General features: G+C 72.0%; 18 protein-coding genes and 1 pseudogene. 9 read left to right on the top strand and 10 right to left on the bottom strand.

The genetic code is table 11. The annotated features are described in order from the left end of the window. Positions 1 to 83 precede the first annotated feature (83 nt). From ACFWI9_RS14215 to ACFWI9_RS14230, 4 genes are all read right to left on the bottom strand, one after another. Complete coding sequence (locus ACFWI9_RS14215; RefSeq protein ID WP_030757047.1) at positions 84 to 458, bottom strand: RNA polymerase-binding protein RbpA; 375 nt, start codon at positions 456 to 458, stop codon at positions 84 to 86. A 268-nt stretch (positions 459 to 726) separates the two neighbouring features. Beyond that, positions 727 to 2,094, bottom strand: a complete 1,368-nt coding sequence (locus ACFWI9_RS14220) for an MFS transporter (protein WP_387161785.1) — start codon at positions 2,092 to 2,094, stop codon at positions 727 to 729. 51 nt (positions 2,095 to 2,145) lie between these two features. Next, on the bottom strand, positions 2,146 to 2,919 hold the full coding sequence (locus tag ACFWI9_RS14225) for a glycerophosphodiester phosphodiesterase (protein WP_387161786.1): 774 nt from the start codon (positions 2,917 to 2,919) through the stop codon (positions 2,146 to 2,148). Next, a complete protein-coding gene (locus ACFWI9_RS14230) occupies positions 2,916 to 3,605 on the bottom strand; it encodes a YitT family protein (RefSeq protein ID WP_387161787.1) in 690 nt (229 codons plus the stop codon). Before ACFWI9_RS14230 ends, ACFWI9_RS14225 begins: the two co-directional genes overlap by 4 nt. 99 nt (positions 3,606 to 3,704) lie before the next feature. Here ACFWI9_RS14230 and ACFWI9_RS14235 point away from each other — a divergent pair, with 99 nt between their 5' ends. Then, entirely contained in the window at positions 3,705 to 5,204 is a 1,500-nt protein-coding gene (locus ACFWI9_RS14235) for a PLP-dependent aminotransferase family protein (protein ID WP_387161789.1), read from the top strand. A gap of 332 nt (positions 5,205 to 5,536) precedes the next feature. Here ACFWI9_RS14235 and ACFWI9_RS14240 read toward each other — a convergent pair whose 3' ends face one another. From ACFWI9_RS14240 to ACFWI9_RS14250, 3 genes are all read right to left on the bottom strand, one after another. Continuing rightward, entirely contained in the window at positions 5,537 to 7,156 is a 1,620-nt protein-coding gene (locus ACFWI9_RS14240) for a hypothetical protein (protein ID WP_387161790.1), read from the bottom strand. Positions 7,157 to 7,202: 46 nt separating this feature from the next. Beyond that, positions 7,203 to 7,397 (bottom strand): hypothetical protein, encoded by a 195-nt coding sequence (locus ACFWI9_RS14245; protein ID WP_387161792.1) that lies wholly within the window; start codon positions 7,395 to 7,397, stop codon positions 7,203 to 7,205. Between the two features lie 201 nt (positions 7,398 to 7,598). Continuing rightward, positions 7,599 to 7,826: a hypothetical protein gene (locus tag ACFWI9_RS14250; RefSeq protein ID WP_387161793.1), complete on the bottom strand. Its 228-nt coding sequence runs from the start codon at positions 7,824 to 7,826 to the stop codon at positions 7,599 to 7,601. A 95-nt stretch (positions 7,827 to 7,921) separates the two neighbouring features. Between ACFWI9_RS14250 and ACFWI9_RS14255 the strand changes: the two genes are divergently transcribed. The 5 genes from ACFWI9_RS14255 to ACFWI9_RS14275 all read left to right on the top strand — a co-directional run bounded on the left by ACFWI9_RS14255 (position 7,922) and on the right by ACFWI9_RS14275 (position 16,577). Continuing rightward, positions 7,922 to 9,337: a HEAT repeat domain-containing protein gene (locus ACFWI9_RS14255; RefSeq protein WP_387161794.1), complete on the top strand. Its 1,416-nt coding sequence runs from the start codon at positions 7,922 to 7,924 to the stop codon at positions 9,335 to 9,337. Between the two features lie 460 nt (positions 9,338 to 9,797). Then, a complete protein-coding gene (locus tag ACFWI9_RS14260; protein WP_387161796.1) occupies positions 9,798 to 10,913 on the top strand; it encodes a glycosyltransferase family 4 protein in 1,116 nt (371 codons plus the stop codon). Next, positions 10,910 to 12,094, top strand: coding sequence for a glycosyltransferase (locus tag ACFWI9_RS14265; RefSeq protein ID WP_387161797.1), 1,185 nt, complete (start codon positions 10,910 to 10,912; stop codon positions 12,092 to 12,094). The genes ACFWI9_RS14260 and ACFWI9_RS14265 overlap by 4 nt, the downstream gene beginning before the upstream one ends. Further along, positions 12,091 to 12,966 (top strand): SGNH/GDSL hydrolase family protein, encoded by an 876-nt coding sequence (locus ACFWI9_RS14270; protein WP_387161799.1) that lies wholly within the window; start codon positions 12,091 to 12,093, stop codon positions 12,964 to 12,966. Before ACFWI9_RS14265 ends, ACFWI9_RS14270 begins: the two co-directional genes overlap by 4 nt. Continuing rightward, positions 12,963 to 16,577 carry a hydantoinase B/oxoprolinase family protein gene (locus ACFWI9_RS14275; RefSeq protein WP_387161800.1) on the top strand — a complete coding sequence of 1,205 codons (3,615 nt, stop codon included), beginning with the start codon at positions 12,963 to 12,965 and terminating at the stop codon, positions 16,575 to 16,577. The genes ACFWI9_RS14270 and ACFWI9_RS14275 overlap by 4 nt, the downstream gene beginning before the upstream one ends. A gap of 61 nt (positions 16,578 to 16,638) precedes the next feature. On the opposite strand, the gene ACFWI9_RS14280 is transcribed toward ACFWI9_RS14275, so the two are convergent. From ACFWI9_RS14280 to ACFWI9_RS14290, 3 genes and pseudogenes are all read right to left on the bottom strand, one after another. Beyond that, positions 16,639 to 17,508 (bottom strand): biotin-dependent carboxyltransferase family protein, encoded by an 870-nt coding sequence (locus ACFWI9_RS14280; RefSeq protein ID WP_387161803.1) that lies wholly within the window; start codon positions 17,506 to 17,508, stop codon positions 16,639 to 16,641. Continuing rightward, positions 17,505 to 18,237: pseudogene (locus ACFWI9_RS14285) on the bottom strand (allophanate hydrolase subunit 1). The gene ACFWI9_RS14280 and the pseudogene ACFWI9_RS14285 overlap by 4 nt, the downstream one beginning before the upstream one ends. Continuing rightward, complete coding sequence (locus ACFWI9_RS14290; RefSeq protein WP_387161805.1) at positions 18,234 to 18,998, bottom strand: LamB/YcsF family protein; 765 nt, start codon at positions 18,996 to 18,998, stop codon at positions 18,234 to 18,236. Before ACFWI9_RS14290 ends, ACFWI9_RS14285 begins: the two are co-directional and overlap by 4 nt. A 249-nt stretch (positions 18,999 to 19,247) precedes the next feature. Here ACFWI9_RS14290 and ACFWI9_RS14295 point away from each other — a divergent pair, with 249 nt between their 5' ends. Genes ACFWI9_RS14295 through ACFWI9_RS14305 form a run of 3 tightly spaced genes read left to right on the top strand, consistent with a single transcriptional unit; the run spans position 19,248 to position 21,819 of the window. Beyond that, positions 19,248 to 20,774, top strand: a complete 1,527-nt coding sequence (locus ACFWI9_RS14295; protein ID WP_387161806.1) for a hypothetical protein — start codon at positions 19,248 to 19,250, stop codon at positions 20,772 to 20,774. After that, positions 20,771 to 20,908 carry a hypothetical protein gene (locus ACFWI9_RS14300; RefSeq protein WP_387161808.1) on the top strand — a complete coding sequence of 46 codons (138 nt, stop codon included), beginning with the start codon at positions 20,771 to 20,773 and terminating at the stop codon, positions 20,906 to 20,908. The genes ACFWI9_RS14295 and ACFWI9_RS14300 overlap by 4 nt, the downstream gene beginning before the upstream one ends. Continuing rightward, positions 20,905 to 21,819: a hypothetical protein gene (locus tag ACFWI9_RS14305; RefSeq protein ID WP_387161809.1), complete on the top strand. Its 915-nt coding sequence runs from the start codon at positions 20,905 to 20,907 to the stop codon at positions 21,817 to 21,819. The genes ACFWI9_RS14300 and ACFWI9_RS14305 overlap by 4 nt, the downstream gene beginning before the upstream one ends. Positions 21,820 to 21,896 lie beyond the last annotated feature (77 nt).

Here is a 21,896-nt window from a genome sequence, read left to right on the forward strand (position 1 = left end):
GCACACAGATCGTGTGCGGCAGCCCGCGGCTTCGGTTCGTACGTGCCCCGTACGTGGTGATGCGTGCGCGTGCGCGGAAGTCCTCAGGCGGACTTCCGGCTGTCACGCGGGTGCACCGCGATGTTCATAGCCCCGGAGCGCAGGACCGCCAGCCGCTCGGCCAGCACCTCCTCCAGCTCCTCACGTGTACGCCGCTCCATCAGCATGTCCCAGTGCGTACGCGCGGGCTTGCCCTTCTTCTCCTCGGGGCCTTCCCCGTCCACCAGGAGTGCCTGGGCGCCACACGCCTTGCACTCCCACTCCGGCGGAATCTCCGCCTCAACCGAGAACGGCATCTCGAAACGATGTCCGTTCTGGCATGCGTACTCCACCGCCTGGCGCGGGGCCAGATCGATGCCGCGGTCGGTCTCGTAGCTGGTCACCACGAGGCGCGTGCCGCGAAGAGCTCGCTCACTCATGAATCGTGCCTCCCGGGCTTGTCGCCCACAGGACAGGTGTCGCTGTCGTCGTCATCCGGTCAACGTCCGGTCGGCGGTAAAGATTCCCGCGCATGTCCGTTCCGGTCCATGCATCGTTGCCCGTCGTGCCGCCCCTTGTTGTACCCACCAGTGCCCGGTTTGTCACATCTGGCAGAAAGTGTCACCCAGCGTTCTGGGGAATTCAGCGCGCAGTAACGGTCCGCCTGGCAGGCCAAAGGCGTACACTACCGGCCTTTCACTTCAACGTCTAAATCCGCTTCGGAACCGGGTTCCCCGCTTCGGCCACGGCGCGGCGCACCGGCACCCGCGCGAGCACGATGAATCCGAGCGCGAAGAAGATCACCAACGAGATGATCGAGTCGCGGTAGCTGCCCGTGATATGGAACGTCAGGCCGAACACCAGCGGCCCCAGCCAGCTCAGCCCCCGGTCGCTCATCTCGTACGCCGAGAAGTACTCGGCCTCCTTGCCGCGCGGCACCAGATGTGAGAACAGCGAGCGCGACAGCGCCTGTGTGCCGCCGAGTACCAGCCCGATCGCCGCCCCGAGCACGTAGAACCAGCCTGGGGTCCGCGCCGGCAGGAAGTAGCCGAGCCCGAGGATCAGCACCCAGACCACCAGCGAGGCGAGGATGGTGCGCTTGGCCCCATACGTCCTGGCGAGCCGCCCCATGCCCAGCGCCCCGACCACCGCCAGCACCTGCACCAGCAGTACTGCCGTGATCAGCGTCGTCTGGTCCAGGCGCAGCTCCTCGGAGCCGTAGATCGACGCCTGGGAGATCACGGTCTGCACACCGTCGTTGTAGAGGAGGTACGCGAGCAGGAACGCCAGAGTCAGCGGATGCCGGCGCATATCGCGCAGGGTCGCGATCAGCTGCCGCCAGCCGGAGCCCACCGCGCCTTCGGCCGGAGCGTCCCCCTCGGAGGGTGCCAGCGCCCGGTCCCGCAGCCGACGCAGCGGAATGACGGTGAACGCGCCCCACCACAGCCCCGCCGTGGCGAGGCAGACGCGCACCGCCTCCGACTCCGAGAGGCCGAACGACTCGTGCCCCGTGAACAGAGCCAGGTCCGCGACAAGGACGAACGCACCGGACGTGTAGCCGAAGGCCCAGCCGCGGGATGACACCGTGTCACGTTCGTCGGGCTCGGCGATCTGCGGCAGATATGCGTTGTAGAGCACCATCGAGACCGAGAGCGAGGCGTTGGCCACGATCAGCAGGACGGTACCCAGGAGATAGCGGTCGCCGTCCAGGAAGAACATCCCCGCCGTGGCCGTCGCGCCTATGTACGCGCAGGCGGCGAGCAGCGGCTTCTTGCGTCCCGTGCGGTCGGCGAGCGCACCGACCAGCGGCATGAGCAGCACGGAGATCACCACCGACGCCGAGATGGCGTAGGCGAAGAGCGATCCGGCCGGGACCGGGATGCCCAGCGGGTGGACACGGCCCTCCGCGTCCGCCGCAGCCTTGGCCACCGCGGTGAGGTAGGGGCCCAGGAAGACCGTCACCACGCTCGTCGAATAGACGGAGCAGGCGAAGTCGTAGAAGTACCACCCGCGCTGCTCGTACCGGCGGTCGCCGTTGCCTCTTCCGGCGGTCGGGTCCTCTGTCTCAAGGGCCACTGGGCACCTCCACGCTTGTGCTGACGGAGATGCGCCACAGCCCACGGCCGCTCAGTGCCAGACTCCTCGGTCGCTGAGCACCGTACGCAGGGTCTCCAGATCGTCGGTCATGATGCCATCCACTCCTGTGTCCAGAAGGGTGGCCATCCGGCCGGCGTCATTGACCGTCCAGACATGCACCTGGAGCCCGCGCGCATGGGCTTCCCTGACGAAGCGCCGGTCCACGATCCTTACACCGCTCTGCACTTCGGGGACCTGGACGCAGACCGCGCCGGTACGGACCGCGGCCGGGATCCCCAGGGAGCGCAGCCGCAGGCCCAGCACCCCTCGTACCCCGTACGAAGTCGCCAGCCGCGGTCCCGCGAGCCGGTACGCCAGAGCCACCCGGCGCTCCGAGAACGAACCGACGCAGATCCGGTCCCAGGCGTCCCTGCGGCGGACCAGCTCGATCAGCGGCTCCAGGGCTCCCTCGGCCTTGATGTCCACGTTCCAGCGGGCCTGGGGGAACTCGTCCAGCAGGTCCTCGAAGAGCGGCAGCGGCTCCTTGCCCGCGACCCTGGCCCGGCTCACCTCGCTCCAGGGCAGCTCCGCGATCCGGCCCCGGGTGTCCGTGACGCGGTCCAGTGTCGCGTCGTGGAAGGCCACCAGCTTTCCGTCGGCGGTCGTGTGCACATCCGTCTCGAAGTAGCGGTAGCCGGTCGCCGCGGCCCGGCGGAACGCGGCGGCGGTGTTCTCCAACCCGTCGGCGGTTCCGCCGCGATGCGCGAACGGAATGGGGGAGGGATGGTCCAGATACGGGTGCCCGGGCTGCTGTACGCGTGTCACCTGGGCAGTATGACCTGCTCAGCGACGTCCGCCGATGTCGTCTTGGCCACTACCCGGCCGGTCCTCCGTCCGCCGCTTCCCGCACCCGGTATCGCGAACACCCTCAGGAAGAACTGAGCGAGCGGTCCGATGGCCAGGGCGTAGACCAGGGTGCCGGCACCGACCGTTCCGCCGAGCAGGAAGCCGGTGCCGACCACCGTGATCTCGATGGCCGTGCGGACAAGGCGGATCGACCGGCCGGTGAGCCGGTGCAGACCGGTCATCAGCCCGTCGCGTGGTCCCGGCCCGAAGCGGGCGGAGATGTAGAGACCCGTCGCGGCACCGTTGAGGACGATCCCGGCGGCCGTCACCGGGACCCGCACCGCGAGCCCGTGCGCGTCGGGGACGACCGCCAGGGCGGCGTCCATGGCGATCCCGATGACGAAGACGTTGGAGACCGTGCCGAGTCCGGGCTTCTGGCGCATCGGGATCCACAGAAGCAGCACTACGGCCCCGAGGATGATCGTGACGACCCCGATGGTGAGCCCGGTCCGCTCGGCCACTCCCTGGTGCAGCACACCCCAGGGCTCCAGTCCCAAACCGCCCCGGATGAGCAGTGCGGAGCTCACGCCGTACAGCGTGAGCCCGGTGTAGAGCTGGATCAGCCGTCGCGGAATGCGCCGGGTGCCCGTGCTGCTGGTCGACATTTCCGTCCCTGGGTGGTGAGAGTGGACTGGCTCATGACACTCTGTGGCTGGGTATCCCAGGCCATCCATGGCCAATCGACGGAAGGTGGACTGACTTCCATGGCCCAGTGGACTTCGGCTGTAGGCGCGGCGCAGTTGGCTCGGCAGCTCAACGCGCAGCAGTCGCGCCCGACGGGCCCCGGCGCCCGAAAGCCGCCCGCCTATCGCGCGCTCGCTGACGGCATCCGGCTGCTGGTGCTCGAAGGCCGGGTGCCCGTGGCGGCCCGGCTCCCCGCCGAACGCGAGCTCGCGCTGTCGCTCGCCGTGAGCCGTACGACGGTGGCGGCGGCGTACGAGGAGCTGCGGACCGAGGGGTTCCTCGAATCCCGCAGGGGCGCGGGGAGCTGGACGGCCGTCCCCGCGGGCAACCCGCTGCCCGCACGAGGCCTGGAACCGCTGCCGCCCGAGTCGCTCGGATCGATGATCGACCTGGGCTGCGCCGCCCTGCCCGCGCCCGAGCCCTGGCTCACCCGGAGCGTCCAGGGGGCGCTGGAGGAACTGCCGCCGTACGCGCACACCCACGGTGACTATCCGGCGGGTCTGCCCGTGCTGCGTCAGACCATCGCGGACCGCTACACCGCAAGCGGTATCCCGACGATGCCCGAGCAGATCATGGTCACAACGGGTGCGATGGGCGCCATGGACGCGATCTGCCATCTGTTCGCGGGCCGCGGGGAGCGCGTCGCCGTCGAGTCACCCTCCTACGCCAACATCCTCCAGCTGATGCGCGAGGCCGGGGCCCGGCTGGTACCGGTCGCCATGGGCGAGGGCCTGGCAGGCTGGGACATGGCCCGCTGGCGCCAGGTGCTGCGGGACGCGGCACCACGGCTCGCCTACGTGGTCGCCGACTTCCACAACCCGACGGGGGCACTGGCCGACGAGGACCAGCGGCGCCGACTCGTGGACGCGGCGCGGTCGGCGGGGACGGTGCTGGTCGTGGACGAGACCATGGCCGAGCTCCGCCTCGACGCGGAGCTTGAACTGCCGAGGCCGGTCTGCGCCTTCGACGCGGCGGGTTCCACGGTGATCACGGTGGGCTCGGCCAGCAAGGCCTTCTGGGCGGGGATGCGCATCGGCTGGGTCCGGGCGGCTCCCGAGGTCATCCGCTCGCTGGTGGCGGCGCGCGCCTACGCTGACCTCGGCACCCCGGTACTGGAGCAGCTCGGCGTCAACTGGCTGATGCGGACCGGGGGCTGGGAGTCGGCGGTGGCGATCCGCCGCGCCCAGGCCAGGGAGAACCGCGACGCGCTGGTGGCCGCGGTGCGACGGGAGCTGCCGCACTGGGAGTTCGAGGTCCCCCGGGGCGGGCTGACCCTCTGGGCGCGCGCGGGCGGCCTGTCCGGCTCCAGGCTGGCGGAGGTCGGCGAACGTGTGGGTATCCGTGTGCCTTCGGGCCCGCGGTTCGGTGTCGACGGCGCCTTCGAGGGCTATGTCCGCCTCCCCTTCACGGTCGCCGGCCCTCTCGCCGACGAGGCGGCGGCACGCCTCGCGGCAGCCGCCCATCTGGTCGAAACGGGAGCCTCGGCCGGCACGGAGACCCCGAGGACGTTCGTGGCGTGAGGCCCCGTCGCACGGGGCACGGGGTGCCGGGGTGTCGCCCGCGCCCCGGAGAGTCCCGTTGCCCGGGGGGTGCCGGGGTGTCGCGGTGTTCCGCACCCCGTGCGGTGGGCCGGAGTGTCCGGCTTCAAACGCCGGCCGGGCTGGGTGGTCGGGGTTGCCCGTGCCGGGTGCGGAACACCGCGACACCTGGCCACCCCGTGCAACGCGGCACCACCGGGTGCGGCAACCCCGATCACCCAGCACCGGGCACCTCAGCGGGGTGCGGAACACCGGACACGCCGCGCCCAGTGCAACAGGGCACCACCGGGTGCCCGCACCCCGTGAAACGGGGCCTACCCTTGCGCGGTCTCCACGGCCGGGACGGGCACCTCGGGGGGCTCGGGGAGCCCGGGCTCCCCGGCCGCGGAGCCCTCGCGCTCCGGGAGCAAGGCGCGCACCGCCCGCCGCTCCCCCTCCCTCGCGGACTCGTCGAACGGATCCGGTGTCGCCGGTACCTGAAGCCGCAGTACCCCGCCCGTGCCCAGCCGGGCGTACCCCCGCCCCGGCGGCACCGAGTCGGTCGGAGTCGTATGCGCGGGCGCACCGAGCACGGATTCGATGAGCGCGGGTGCCATGGGTCCCAGGGCCACCCTGGCCCTGGTGTGACCGAGCACCGGTTCCGACAGGGCGCCGAGACCGCCGTCGGACTGCTCGGCCACCACCACAGTCACCGACGCCGCCCGCCCGTGCCGCAGCGGCACCTCAAGGAGTTGCTGGGGGTCCTGCCGCCCGTCCGCCGCCGCGAGATGGCCGAAGGCGCTCGGCCGGTCGACCAGGATCCACAGCGGCCTGCGGGTGTCCTCGGGGGCCTGGTGCCCCGACTGGCGGGCCCGGTTCGCGGAGATGAGCCGGCGCTCCGTCTCGTGCGCGGCCCACTCCAGGCTCGCCAGCGCCCCCGACAGCCCGCATTCGACGGCCAGTACGCCCCTGCGCCCGGCCAGGCAGGTGTATTCGCCGGTGCCGCTGCCGTCGACGATCAGCACGTCGCCGTGCGGCAGCGCTTGGAGCGCGATGGACCGCAGCAGTGTGGATGTGCCGCTGCCGGGCAGGCCGACGGCGAGCAGGTGGGGCTCCGTCGAGCGCGGTCCGGTGCGCCACACCACCGGCGGTGCGTTCCTCCGCCCGTCGCCGGTGGCGTCGCCGCCGGCGCCCGGTTCGGCTCCCGCGTCCACCACCGGCACCGTCCGCGGTACGGCGCCCGGGTCGGTGAAGCCCAGCACCGTCTCACCGGGTGCGGTGACGAAAGGCTGGGCGGCGATGGTGGTGGGGAGCGGCGGCAGCACGCTCATCACGAGGTGGTTGTTCTCCTCGTCCCAGACGAAGAGGTACTCGCGACCGCGCCCCGACTTGGCGTGCAGCAGCTGCTCGATCCGTTCGCGCGCCGCGGGCTCGCCATCGGGGAAATAGGCCGGGTAGCGCACCTTGAGCCGGGTCAGCCGACCGTTGGCGTCGAAGGCGTGGTCGCTGAACGCCTTCGACCACTCACCGCCGTGGGCGAACAGGGGGCTGGGGTCCTCCGGGACCGCGAAGTGCGGAACGAGTGCCTCGTAGAGCGCCTTCAGGCGCCCCAGCTCCGCCTCGTCCGGACCGGTCTTCACCGGGACGCGCTGACGTCCTGTCCACCCCGCCACGCCCATCACCGTGATCAGGCCGAGCAGGGGGCCGTAGGGGAGGAGCACCACCACGAGCAGGCAGGCCGCCGCCAGGAACAGGGTGGGGCCACGCCGGTCCTTGGGCGTGCCGGCCCACTTGCGCCGCCCGGCGACGGCCAGCAGCCGCAGACCGCGGCTGATCGTGATGAGGGGGTGGAGGACGTCGGTGGCGTTGTCGGCGGCCGTCCTCGCGAACTCTCGACTGCGGGCGATCCGATCGGCGCCGCCGAGTGGGATGCGGGGGAGTGGTCGCCGGGCCACGTGATTCTCCTGCTTCTTGAGCTGTCGGTGCGGTCGTGCGGGGAGGTCAGAACTTGATCCCGCCCAGGAGGCCGGCGAGGCTGGCGCCGCCCGCCGTGATGCTCGGCGCGATGGCCGTGCCCGCGAGATAGAAGCCGAAGAGTGCGGAAACCAGCATGTGGGACGCCTTCAGCCCGTCCTTCTTGAAGAAGAGGAAGACGATGATTCCCAGCAGTACGACGCCTGAGATGGAAAGGATCATGAGGTGCTCTCCTGGATGATGGGGACGGTCACCATGAGTTCTTCCAGCCTCACAGGAAGTATGCATGTGATAAAAGCTGCAAATGGGTGAAATCGAGCTTTTTTCACCCGAGTGGCTTACGCCGGGTGGTTGCCCGCAGCCTGTTGATCTTTGCCGTGCACGAGTGCAGCCATGCCGCGCCACGGGCAGTACCCTGACGATTCACTCGTTCGGAGACGATCCGGAGGCAGGAAGTCCGCCCATCGCGGTTACCGCGCGGAAGTTGGGGAAGAGAGCCTCATCGGAACCGTTCTCCGTCCGGTGAACAGGTACGGAAGCCCAGGTGAGAGCGTTGCCGTAAATGTGGTCGCGGTGGCGGAACGGCTGGGTCATCATGACGTCGGGCCCGCTGGGGGCCACCGACGAGAGGCAGAGGAAGATGGACTTCATCAAGCGGAAGACGACGGGTAGCCGATCATGTTGCCGCGCGGCCTAGGCGAACACACCCCCGGTTGCGTCGACAGCTTGATGTGAGGCACTTTCCCATGTTCGAACCAGTCATAGCGCCGAGCGGCACCCTCCTCGGCCTGCTCCAGAGAGGTCGCGGCGACGGCACACTGCACGCCCTCGCCGCGCCCCGCGCCGAGGCCCTCAAGGCCCTGAACCACTGTGTGCTGAGCGACCCCCGCCACGACTGGCAGGTGGAGAACCGCTCCCTGTACTACGCGCGCCTCTACCTGGACCTGGACGGCGGTCTCGAAGCCATCGAGGCCCATCTGCTCCAGGTGGACGACCACCTCGACACGGACGAGACGAGGACCGGGCTGGCCCTCGCGGTGCTCGGGCACCTGGCCTCGTACGGCCGGGACGACGCGCTGGACCTGCTGCGGCGCTATGCCGTATCGGGCTCCAACTGGGCCTGGGCGCTCGATGAGCTCGCCCTGCGCGACGACGACAGCGGACTGCGCTCGCTCGCCCTACCGGTCCTGGCTCGCTTCCCCGCCACTCCGGAGGGTGATGCCGAGCTGGCAGCCGCCGTGCGGGACGCCTTCGAGCCCCGTCCCTGGCGGTTGTGGGCGGAGGACCCGAGGGACGCCGTCGGCGCCCGGGTGAGGGCCGCGCGAGAACGTGGATCCTTCGACCGCTGGCAGCGCCAGCTCAGGCCCTCCGGACCGCGCCCCGGCTGGAGCGTGCAAGCCGTCTTCGAGTATGCCGAACAGGGCCTGGAGCGCGGGGTCCAACTGTTCCTGCCCGCGTCCCGCTGTCTTGGTGCGGTCGCCGGTTCCGAGGACCGCGATGTGATCATCGAGGCGGCGCGCAGCGGACCCGACGGGGCACGCTGCACCGCACTGCACTACCTGGCCGAGTCACGGGATCCCGCCGTGCTGGACCTTGTCGAGGCCGCGGCGGCTGATCCGTCCCGTACCGTCGCCGAGGCAGCCCTGCACGCCTTCGAGCGGATGTGCGGCGAGGCCGCCGTCGACCGTGCGCGCCGCTGGGTCCAACGGCCAGACGCGCTCGGAGACACAGCCGCAGGCGTGCTGGCTTGCCGCGGCGGCGCTCAGGATGCCGGGCTCGTCCTCGGCGCGCTCCGTGAAACGGTTCGCGCCCAGGGGCCCGACGCGCGTCTGCTCTGGACACTCGTCGACGGCGCCGGGCGGCTGGGCATCGACGCCGCGGCCCCCGTGCTGCGCCATGTCTACCGCGAGACCGCCTCATCCCATCTTCGCGGCCAGACGGCACGCGCCCTCGCCGCGACCGACCCCTCCTTCGCCACAGGCTTCGCCGTCGAATGCCTCTGGGACTGCGAGGAGACCACCAGGGAGATCGCCGCCCTGCACGCCGAGACCGGCGACGCCCGGGTCGCGGAGCGACTGCGCAGGCTTGCCGCGGATCCCGCGGAGGAGGCCGAAGTGCAGACCGCGGTCCGCAGCCGGATCGGGGACACCCCGCTGCTGTAGTGGCCCTAGTGCTGTGACCGGATAGGTTCACCGGCTCGCGACGTCCTGCACGGCACCTCGCTGCGTTGTCGAATCACCCGAGTACATCCAGTACGAGGGCGATCTCCCCCTGCCTTCGGCGGGGGGACCCCCACCGCCTTGCGATATACCGCACCGGACGCCGCGAGCTTCCCGGCAAACCTATCCGGCCACAGCACTGGGTGTATTGCTCACGAGTGTCAACAACGCTCGTGATCAATACACCTAGTGCCAGGCCGCAACGGGCGCGGACGGGCGAGCGGGCAGTCCGGGGCGGCCCGCCGGTCCGTCAGGCCGCCGGGCAGGGAACCTCGCGGGGAGGTCGCCGGCGCGTCCCACGGACGGCCTGCCTTCCGGGCGTGGCACAAAAGCTCATAGGACGTTCCCCGCACGGCAACATCCACGTTGGCCGCACCACCCCCGGTGCGACGACAACACCCTTATGCGTGTCGTCATCGTGACCGAATCCTTCCCGCCCGACGTCAACGGTGTGGCGCACTGCGCCCTGCAGACCGCCCGGCACCTCGCCGACCGCGGTCATGATCCCCTCGTCATCGCCCCGGCCGTCGCCGGGCCCGGCACCGACGCCCCGTGCCCGGTGGTGCGCGTGCCCTCCCTGCCGCTGCCCGGCTATCCGCAGGTCCGCGTGGCCCTGCCCAGCCGACGGCTGGCCGCCGCCCTCACCGCGCACAGGGCCGATGTCGTCCATCTCGCCAGCCCCTTCGTGCTCGGAGTCCGCGGAATGGGCGTGGCGGCGAGGCTCGGACTGCCCGCAGTCGCGGTCTACCAGACGGACCTCGCCGGCTACGCGCGCACATACATGGGTGCCGGCGAGAGCACCGCGTGGCGGCGCATCCGCACCGTGCACACCGCCGCCGACCGCACCCTCGCCCCGTCCACGGCCGCGCTGCGCGACCTGGAAGAGCACGGAGTTCCCCGCGTACGGCTGTGGCCGCGCGGGGTGGACACCGTGCGGTTCCGGCCCGAGCTGCGTGACGAGGCACTGCGCCGGGAAATCGCCCCGAACGGCGAGACCATCGTCGGATACGTCGGCCGTCTCGCCCCGGAGAAGTGCGTCGAACTTCTCGCCGGTACCTGCGGGCTGCCGGGAGTGCGCGTCGTGGTGGTCGGCGACGGCCCGAGTGGGCCTTCGCTGCGCGAAGCCCTCCCGGGCGCCCTGTTCATGGGCCGGCGCACCGGAGCCGACCTGGCGCGCATCTTCGCCTCCTTCGACGTGTTCGCACACACGGGACCGTACGAGACCTTCTGCCAGACCGTGCAGGAGGCCATGGCCAGCGGGGTGCCGGTGATCGCCCCGGCTGCCGGAGGACCCCTGGACCTGGTCGACCACGGCCGTACCGGGCTGCTCGTGCCGCCGCGCGACACGGGGGCGATGACCCGGGCGGTGGCGGTACTCGCCGCCGAGCCCGCGCGGCGGGAGGCCTACGGGCACGTCGCCAGGGCCGCCGTCGCAGGCCGCACCTGGGCCGCGGTCGGTGACCAGCTCATCGGGCATTACGACGAGGTGCTGCGCGAACGGACGGCGGTGGCGGCATGAGTGGAAGCAGACGCGCGGACGGCGTCGAGGGCCTGCGTATCGTCCGGCTCGCGAACTTCGTGACCCCCACCTCGGGCGGACTGCGGACCGCGCTCCGTGAGCTCGGCAGGGGCTATCTGGCCGCCGGGCACGAGCCCGTGCTCGTCATGCCCGGCGAGGCGCCGAGCGACACCATGACCTCGCAGGGCCGGGTCATCACGCTCCCCGGCCCTGAACTGCCCGGCACCGGCGGCTATCGCGTACTCGCGGGCCGCGCCCGACTCAGCGCCCTCCTGGACGAGCTCGCGCCCGACCGTCTTGAGGTCTCCGACCGGACCACCCTGCGGTGGACCGGGGAGTGGGCGCGCCGCCGCCGTATCCCGTCGGTGATGGTCTCCCACGAGACCGCCGACGGTGTGCTGCGCACCTGGGGCGTCCCGGGTGCGTTCGCCGTGCGGGCCGCGGACCGGCTCAACCGCCGCAGCGCCTGGTCGTACGCGCGGATCGTGTGCACGACCGAGTGGGCGGAGCGGGAGTTCGTCCGCGTCGGCGCCCGCAATGTGGTGCGCGCTCCGCTCGGTGTGGATCTGGACCGCTGCCGCCCGGCCCGGCACAGCGAGGTGCTGCGCGCACGTTACGCGGAGGGCGCCGGCGTCCTGCTGCTGATGTGCTCCCGACTGTCCGTCGAGAAGTGCCCGGGGCTGGCGCTGGACACCCTGGCCGCGCTGCGCGGACACGGGGTGCGGGCGGCACTGGTCGTGGCGGGGGAGGGGCCGCTGCGCGGCAGTCTGACCCGGCGCGCCGAGGAGTCACGGCTTCCGGTCCGCTTCCTGGGCCATGTCTCCGACCCGGAGGAGCTGGCCGATCTCCAGGCGGCTGCGGACATCTGCCTGGCCCCAGGGCCGGCCGAGACCTTCGGCCTGTCCGCCCTGGAGGCCCTGGCCTGCGGGACGCCGGTGGTCGCCAGTGCGTCCTCCGCCCTCCCCGAGGTCGTCGGCGACGCGGGCGCAGCGGCACCCGACACGGCCCGGGCCTTCGCCGGAGCGGTACGAGAGGTGCTGTCGCGCCCGGAGCCGACCCGTCGCGAGGCGGCCCGCGCCCGGGCGGAACTCTTCGGCTGGGATCGCGCGGTGACCGCGTTCCTGGAGGCCCATGACGCCCGCGCCACACCCATACCCGGTCATCCGGAGGTGGCGGTATGACCAGGCAGCCGCTGCGCCCGTCCCGCTTCGCCGCCCTCGGCGACTCGCTCACCGAGGGTGTCGGCGACCGGGTCGACGGGGCCTGGCGGGGCTGGGCCGCACTGCTGGCTCAGGGGCTCGGAGAGCCCGGCCGAACCGCCGAGTTCCACAACTTCGCCGTCAGCGGGGCCCTGACCCGCGATGTCGACGAACACCAGACACCCGTGGCTCTCGCCTGCGCGCCCGATATCGCCTCCGTCGTCGTCGGAGTCAACGACACCCTGCGCCACACCTTCGACATCCACGACATCGCCATGCGCTACGACAGGGTCTGCGCCGCGATCAGCGCACACGGCACCCGGATCCTGACGGCCTGTCTGCCGGATCCCGGGACGATGCTCGCACTGCCCGTCCCCCTCGCCCGCCCGCTCGCCCGGCGCCAGTGGGCCGTGAACGCCGTCGTGCACGCCCTTTCGGACCGCTACGGCGCCATACACCTCCATATCGCCGACAGCGCCTGGGTCGAGGACCGCACCCTGTGGAGCGCGGACCGGATACACCCCGGCGAACGCGGCCACCGGATGATCGCCCGCCGCTTCCACGAGCTGCTGGCAGCCGAGGGACTCGCCCTCGGCGCCCCGCCCGGAGCCGAGCCCGAGCAGCCCGCCCCCGGCGCCGCCGCCAAGGTCCTGTGGCTCGCCACAGCGGGCACCGCGTGGGTGGCACGCCGGTGCACCGACCTGCTGCCCGAGCTCCTGGGCCTGGCAGGTGCGGAGATGCGCCACTGGGCACGTGGCACCAGCGTCCGGCTCGACCAAGTCGCGGAAACGGCCCTGAGCTCGGCCCTCGCCTCCCTGTCCCCGGGCCCGCCGCTTGTCAGAATGAGGGAATGAGCGGGCGCTGGGAGTTCTGGGTCGACCGTGGCGGGACGTTCACCGACATCGTGGGCAAGCGGCCCGACGGGCATCTCGTCACCCGCAAGCTGCTCTCCCACAACCCCGGGCAGTACCGCGACGCCGCCGTGGCGGGCATCCGGATACTCCTCGGGCTCGGACCCGGCGACCCCGTACCCGCCGACCGCGTCAGCTCCGTCAAGATGGGCACCACCGTCGCCACCAACGCCCTGCTGGAGCGGCGCGGTGAGCCGACCGTACTCCTCGTCACCGAGGGCTTCCGGGACGCGCTGCGTATCGCGTACCAGAACCGCCCCCGGATCTTCGACCGCCGCATCCAGCTCCCCGAAGCGGTGTACGACCGGGTCATCGAGGTCCCCGAACGGATCGACGCACGCGGAAGCGTCGTGACACCGCTGAGCCTGGACCCGGTCGTCCGGGAGCTCGAAGCGGCCCGCCGTGATGGATTCACCAGTGCCGCAGTGGTCCTCATGCACGGCTACCGCAACCCCGTCCACGAGTCCGCCCTCGCCGACGCCGCCCACCGTGTCGGCTTCACCCAGGTCAGCTGCTCGCATGAGGTGAGCCCGCTCATCAAGCTGGTGCCGCGTGGTGACACCACCGTCGTGGACGCCTACCTCTCCCCGATCCTGCGGCGTTACATCGAGGAGGTCGCCACCGAACTCCGCGATGTCCGCCTGATGTTCATGCAGTCCAACGGCGGATTGCGCCAGGCGGCGCACTTCCGCGGCAAGGACGCCGTGCTGTCCGGACCCGCGGGCGGTGTCGTCGGTATGGCGCGCACCTCCGAACAGGCCGGATCCGGGCGGGTCATCGGCTTCGACATGGGGGGCACGTCCACCGATGTGTCGCACTACGCGGGGGAGTTCGAGCGCGAGCTCGGCACCCAGGTCGCCGGGGTGCGGATGCGGTCGCCGATGATGAGCATCCACACCGTCGCGGCGGGCGGCGGCTCGGTCCTCCACTTCGACGGCCGGCGCTACCGGGTCGGCCCCGACTCGGCGGGCGCCGTCCCCGGTCCCGCCTGCTACCGGCGCGGCGGGCCGCTCACCGTCACGGACGCCAATGTGATGCTCGGGCGTATCCAACCCGCCCACTTCCCCGCCGTGTTCGGCCCCGGTGGCGACCTGCCGCTGGACGAGCGGGTGGTCCGGGAGCGCTTCACCGCCCTGGCAGCCGAGGTATCCGAGGCCACCGGTACCGAGCGGACCGCCGAGGAGGTCGCTGCCGGATTCCTGGAGATCGCCGTACTCAACATGGCGAACGCCGTCAAGAAGATCTCCGTACAGCGCGGCCACGACGTCACCCGCTACGCCCTCACCAGCTTCGGTGGCGCCGGCGGCCAGCACGCCTGTGCTGTGGCCGACGCCCTGGGCATGGACACGGTGATCGTGCCGCCGCTGGCCGGGGTGCTGTCCGCGTACGGCATCGGCCTCGCAGACGCGACCGCCATGCGCGAGCAGTCCGTCGAAGCCCCGCTGGACGAGACCACCACCGGCCGTGTCACACGGCTGTGCGAGGAACTCGCCGACCGTACGAGGGCCGAGTTGCGCGCCGACGCCATCCCGGACGACGCGATCACCACCCGCGCCCGTGTACTGGTCCGCTACGCCGGAACGGACGCGGCTCTGCCCGTGCCGCTCGACACCGGCGCCGCGATGCGCGAGGCCTTCGAGTCGGGGCACCGGGCGCGCTACGCCTTCACCATGGACAAGCCGCTCGTCGTGGAAGCGGTGTCGGTGGAGGCGGTGGGCAGGGTAGGGCCCCATGGCACGGTGCTCGCCGACGAGGCGGCCGGTACCGGCGCGGAACCCGGGGCCACTGTGCGCATGTTCGCGGCGGGCCGCCACACCGGCACGCCGTTGTACCGCAGGGAGGACCTGGCTCCCGGGGACACCGTCGAAGGGCCCGCGATCATCGCCGAGGCCGACGCCACCACGGTCCTCGACCCCGGATGGGGGGCGGGCGTGGGCGAGCTCGGGCATCTGCTGCTCACCCGGGTGCGGCCCAGGACCGCCCGTACCGCGGTCGGCACCGATGTGGACCCGGTGCTGCTTGAGGTCTTCAACAACCTCTTCATGGCCATCGCCGAACAGATGGGCGTGCGGCTGGAGAACACCGCCCACTCCGTCAACATCAAGGAGCGCCTCGACTTCTCCTGCGCGCTCTTCGACGCCGAGGGCAACCTCATCGCCAACGCCCCGCACATCCCGGTCCACCTGGGCTCGATGGGGGAGTCCATCAAGGAGGTGCTGCGGCGCAACGAGGGCGCGCTCCGGCCGGGCGACGTGTACGCGATCAACGACCCGTATCACGGGGGCACCCATCTGCCCGATGTGACGGTGGTGACCCCGGTGTTCTCGGACCGTGGCGGCTCCGGCGGGCAGCAGCCCCCCGAACTGCTCTTCCTGGTGGCGTCCCGGGGCCACCACGCCGAGATCGGCGGGATCAGCCCCGGCTCCATGCCCGCCTTCAGCCGGACTATCGCCGAAGAGGGCGTCCTCTTCGACAACTGGCTCCTCGTACGCGACGGAGGGCTGCGCGAGACCGAGACCAGGGAACTGCTCACCGGCGCCGCCCATCCCTCCCGCGACCCGGAAACCAACCTCGCCGACCTGCGGGCCCAGATCGCCGCCAACGAGAAGGGCATCAGCGAACTCGGCCGCATGGTCGCCGAGTTCGGACTCGACGTGGTCCAGGCCTACATGCGGCACGTTCGGGACAACGCAGAGGAGTCGGTGCGCCGGATCGTCGCCGGGCTGAGTGACGGCTCGTACCGCTATGAGACCGACGCGGGAGCGGTCATCGAGGTCGCGCTGACCGTTGACCGCCGGGCCCGCAGCGCGGTCGTCGACTTCACCGGCACCTCACCCCAGCAGCCCGGTAACTTCAACGCCCCCACCTCCGTGGTGATGGCCGCCGTGCTGTACGTGTTCCGCACCCTCGTCGCCGACGACATCCCGTTGAACAGCGGCTGCCTCGAACCAATCGAAGTGCGGGTCCCTGAGGGCTCGATGCTCGCCCCGGTGTATCCGGCCGCGACCGTGGCCGGGAACGTCGAGACCTCACAGGCCGTCACCGGGGCGCTCTACGCCGCACTCGGAGTGCAGGCGGAGGGCTCGGGCACCATGAACAACGTCACTTTCGGCAACGACCGTGTGCAGTACTACGAGACCGTCGCGAGCGGTTCCGGCGCCGGCGACGGCTTCGACGGCGCCGACGCCGTCCAGACCCATATGACCAACTCCCGTCTCACCGACCCCGAGGTGCTGGAGTGGCGCTACCCGGTGCGCGTCGATGCCTTCGCGGTGCGCGAGGGCAGCGGCGGCGCGGGGCGCCGGCACGGTGGCTGCGGAGTGGTGCGGCGCATCCGCTTCCTGGAACCGATGACGGTGACGCTGCTGACCGGCCACCGCCGTGTCGCGCCGTACGGGATGGCTGGCGGTGAACCGGGGGAGCGGGGCGCGAACGCCGTGGAACGCGCCGACGGCACCGTGGAAGAGCTGCGCGGAGTGGACTCGGTCGAGGTCGGAGCCGGTGACGTGCTGGTGGTGCGGACACCGGGCGGTGGCGGCTACGGGACGCCCTGACCGCCCGCAAACCGTGCGAGTGACCCGGCAAGCCGGATGCGAGTAACAGGCGCGATGGGCGTCAGGGCGTGACGGATGCGATGAACCGGACCGGTGTGCCGGGCAGGGCCTGTGCCGCCGCCCCCAGATCCGCCTCATGGACCACCGCGACCGCCGGATAGCCACCGGTCGTCGGATGATCGGCGAGGAACACGACAGGGCGCCCGTCCGGCGGCACCTGGACCGCCCCCAAAACCATGCCCTCACTGGGCAGTTCGCCCGGGACGGCCCGATCGAGCGACGGACCGTCGGTCCGCAGCCCGATCCGGTTGCTCAAGGCCGACACCCGGTACGCGCGGCGCGTCAGCGTACGCAGCGCCGATGGGGTGAACCAGTCATCGCGGGGCCCGAACCGCACGCGCAGCACCAGCTCCGAAGGCGGACAGGGCCAAGGGGCGGCGTCCACCCGGCCCGGTGGCCCCGCCGGCGTCCCCAGCGGCAGCACCATGCCGTCCGCCAGCGGCGCCGGACCCAGGCCCGACAGCAGATCGGTCGCGCGGCTGCCCAGCACCGGAGGCACCGCGACACCCCCGGCGAACGCCACATAGCCGCGCACACCTCGTGCCGCGGCGCCCACCTCCAGCAGCGCGCCCGCCCCGACCCGTACCGGATTACCCCAGGCGACGGGCCGTCCGTCCACGCTGACCGGGCAGGGCGCGCCACCGACGGCCACGGTCACCGCGAGGCTCGGACGCACGGCACACCCGGTGAGCGTGGTCTCCAGAGCCGCCGACTGCTCAGGGTTGCCCACCAGCCGGTTCGCCAGCCGCAGCGCGGCCTGGTCAAGGGCACCCGAGCGCGGCACCCCGAGGTGCGCGTACCCGGGCCGCCCCAAGTCCTGCACGGTGGTCAGGGCGCCGGCCCGTACGACCGCGAGCGTCCCGCCGCTCATCGCGCGGCCCCGCCGGCCACAGGCACGAAACGCACTCGGGCCCCCGGGGACAGCAGGGCCGCAGGCTGACGTTCCGGGTCCCACAGGGTGAGCTCGGTCATCCCCACGATCTGCCAGCCGCCGGGCGAGGAACGCGGATACACCCCGGTGTACGCCCCAGCCAGCGCCACCGAGCCCGCGGGCACCGAGGTGCGCGGCGTCGTCCTGCGCGGCACCGTGAACCGCTCCCCGAGACCGGTCAGATAGCCGAAGCCCGGGGCGAACCCGCAGAACGCCACATGGAACTCGGTCCCCGAATGGATCGCCGCCACCTCGCGCACATCCACGCCCCACACCGACGCGACCTCGGCCAGGTCCGGCCCGTCATAGCGCACCGGGATCTCGACCACGGCGCCGGCCCCCGCGGTGAGCGGCCCGACGGCCCACCCGGGCAGCTCGGCGGCCAGCCGGTCCCGCGCGTCGCCGGCGCCGTCGCTCCCGCCGATACCGTCGATGAGCACCGTCCGCGCCGCGGGCACGATCTCCCGTACGACGGGCAGAGTGCCCGGGGGGGGGGGCCCCGCCCCGGCCCCCCCCCCCCCCCCCCGCCCCGCCCCCCCCCCCCCCCGCGCGCCGGGCCGCCCGCCCCCCCCCCCGCCGCCGCAGCAGTTCGGCGTGCAGAGCCGCCGCCTCGGTGCCGTCGTCCAACTCCACGAGCAGCGCCCGCTCGCCGACGGGAAGCAGCCTCATACGAAGGCCTCCACACGGACCCCGGACGCCTCAAGCGCCTCGCGCACCCGGCGGGCCAGGGCCACGGCCCCCGGAGTGTCGCCGTGCAGACACAGCGACCTGGCGCGGACTCCGACCGGCGCGCCGCACATCGAAGTGACCACCCCTGACCCGGCCATGGCGACGGATTGCGCCACCACGGTCTCCGGGTCGGTCAGCACGGCGCCCTCCTGGCCCCGTGGCACGAGGGTGCCCTCCGCCGTGTACGCCCGGTCCGCGAACGCCTCGGTGACCACCGGGAGTCCGGACCGCTCGGCCGCCGTGTGCAGCCGCGACCCGGGGAGCCCCAGCACGGGCAGCCGCTCACCGGTGAGCAGGATGCCCCCCACGACCGCCCCGGCCTGGCCCTCGTCGTGCACGACCCGGTTGTAGAGCGCCCCGTGCGGCTTGACGTACGAGACGCACCCACCGGCCGCCCGTGCGAACACCTGCAACGCGCCTATCTGGTAGGCGACCTCGGCGGTGAGCTCATCGGCGGGGACATCCATCGAGCGCCTGCCGAAACCGGCCAGGTCGCGATAGGAGACCTGCGCGCCGATCCGTACCCCGCGCTCGACCGCCAGCGCGCAGACCCGCCGCATGGTGGCCGCGTCGCCGGCGTGGAAGCCGCAGGCCACATTGGCGCTGGTGACGACAGAGAGCAACTGCTCGTCCTCGGTGAGCCGCCAGTGGCCGAAACCCTCGCCCAGGTCGGCGTTCAGGTCGATCGAGGCCCGGCTCATACAGCTGTCCGTGTTGTCTGCGCTATCGGCGATATCGGCTTTATGTGCTCTGTTCGCTTTGTTCTCATTCGTTCCTCGGGGCGGGGAGAGGGCGGCGGCGTGGGGATTGTCGAACGATCCACGGGCGCCCGTCCACCGCCGCCACGCTGTGGGCCGCCGTGAGGTGGCGGGGGCGTGGGCCGGGCCGGGCCACGGGTGCCGTCTGCGCTGTTTCGACCGTTGTCAGTGTGAGGACCTAGTCTGTGCACCGTGACTTCGCCTGCCTCGACGGAATTCGTTCCGCCCCAGCTCAGCGCGGGGCCGCGGCCCGCACTGGGCCCGGCCGCCGACGAAGGGCTGGCGCGGCGGCTCCGCGCGCTCGCGTGCACCGCGCCGCTGCACGACCTCGACGTCCGCAAGGCGAATCTGGCGGGGGAGTACTCGGTCTACGCGATGGCCGAAGTGGCCCTCGCCGCCATCGACCTCGTCACCCTCCACATGGACTTCGACACCGGTGCCGACCACGAGCAGATAGTGGCCAGACTGCTCCCGCGTATCGCCGCACAGGCTCCGGGGCGCCCCCCGGCGGAGCACGAACGGGTCGCGCGCTGGGTGCTGGAGAACCTGGTCAACGTCGGCAGCGTCGACCGGGGCTTCCGCGCCGTTTACGGCACTTTCGGCACTGACGGTGTCTACGTCAGGCGGGATTACGACTTCAAGCTCATCGAGGAAGTCCCCGGGTACGGCGGCAGCGTCTACCTCCGCACGACCGACGAAGCGGTCAACGTGCTCGTCGGTGCCCTGGACACGGACGTGACCAGCGCGCAGATCGCGGCCGAGGTGAAGCTGGAGGTCCTGATCAGCCGGGGCCGTCTGGCCGACGCCCAGCTCGCGGCCGAGCAGGCGCGCTACCGCACGGTGCAGTACGCCGAGACGCTCCGCCGGACCCTCGAGGCGACCCGGCGCAATGTGCGCGCGGTCGACTGGCTCAACGACGTCCCGGACATGATCGCCGAGGCGCTCGACCATGTCGCCGACCGGTACCGCCACGAGAACGCGATCCTGACGAACATCCGCAAGGCACGGGACGAAGCCGAGGACTCCGAGCACAAGCGCCGGGCGGCCGAGCTCGTCGACATCGTCAAGGACTGCATCCGCCGCCACACGCAGCTCCAGTCCCGGTTGCTGGAAGCGGGGCCGCTGTTCCGCGCCGAGCAGGACCGCCAGGCCTTCGCGACCCCCGCCGCACGGGCCGGGATCGATCTGTACGGGCATCTGGTGGCCCCGCTGCTCCCGCTGCCTGTCGCGCAGGCGGCCCGGGTCACCGACATGTTCTTCGCCCATGGCACCGGACTGCGCACCCCGGCGTCGGTGCGCGTCGGCGACCTTGTCGAGATGCTCCTCACCCCTCCGGTGGAGCGCGAGCACCTCGGCGCGGAGATGCCCGAACCCGATCTGATCGCCACCCCCGACGACAGCCGGTTCAGCGAGGAGCAGCTCGCCGGCGCGATGGAGCTGCTCGACCTGGAACATGACGCACCCCGCAGGCTGTCCGGTCTGCTCGCGGAGGCACGCCGCCGCGACCCCGACCTCCCCTATCTGGTCGCCCTCCTCGCCGTGCACGCGGCGAGCCCCCCGGTCGGCACCGCTTACCGCCAGGGCGAACAGCGGCTGCTGTTCGCCGTCGATGACGGCACCGAGCTGGACGACCCCGAATTCGGCGGCGCCGACCTGATAGTGGGCACGGCCCTGCTGGACGCCGCCGGAATGGCCGCGGACCGTTCGGAGGCGGCATGAGAGCCGCCGTCCACCCGGCGGGCTTCGCGCTGCCGGCGGACAGCGCCGTCTCCGGAACGAGCCCCGGGCCGGTGCACACCGAGGACCCGCGCCACTTCACCACACACGAGAGCAGCAAGGAGCGCCAGTCGTGAGCGACCAGCACGCGGGGCACACCACCGCGTGGAGCGAGCCGGGAGGAGCGCCGCAGGGCCCGCCGGCCGGGCCCATGTCGGCGGGCCCAGGAGTCACGCCCGCGGACGCGGCGGACGCGGCACGCCTCGTCTCCTTCGGCCTCCAGCCCAAACTGGTGCCCGCACGCGACGCCGAATACGCCGACCTGCTGCGCCGCTACCGCGAAGAACCCGCCTTCGGGCGCCTCGCCGACGCCATCGCCACCGGGCTCGGGCTCGTCGTCCTCGAAGTGTCCCCGCGCGCCGGCATGGCCGTGACCGCGGGCGAGGACTCCGTCTTCGCCGTCCGTATGGGCGACTACGCCCGCCGTGCCTCCACCGACTCCGCCGACCGCTTCCTGCACGGCCTCGCCCACCTCGCCGTCGCCGCCATGGCGTTCCCCCGCCCCGAGGACCTGGCCGACGACGGCTACATCGGCCGGATCACCGTCAACGGCGTCGACGCCTTCGTCCGCCAGGCGTGCCGCCGCCTGGAAGAGCGAGCCGAAGCACAGGGCGAGAACACCGACCCCGCCTCGGACGCCCCAGGGCTGGAAGCCGCCTGGCGGATCTATGCCCGCCGCAGCGCCACCGGGGCCACCAAGGACGCACGACGGCTCGCCGGGTCCACCACCGGGATCATCGGCAAGGCCGTCGCCTTCCTCACCGACTCCGGTTTCCTCCAGCGCACCGGTGACGACGCCGGCGGCGCGTACCGCACCACCGCCCGCTACCAGCTACAGGTCCGCGACATGGCGGGCAGCGCCGCCATGGCCGAGCTGCTGGACCTCGGCGTGGTCCCCGTCACCGACGGCACCGCCACGCTCGTGCCCGCGCCCGACGCCGACGACCTGGCGCTCGCCGCCGACGCCGGCCTGCCCTTCCACGCCTGACCGACACATCACCGGCGCCCGTGGGCGCCCGACCGACTCCCTGAGCACTCCGAGCATTCCGAGAAACGACGAGAGCC

Source organism: Streptomyces sp. NPDC127084, assembly GCF_042724175.1.
GTDB lineage: Bacteria > Actinomycetota > Actinomycetes > Streptomycetales > Streptomycetaceae > Streptomyces.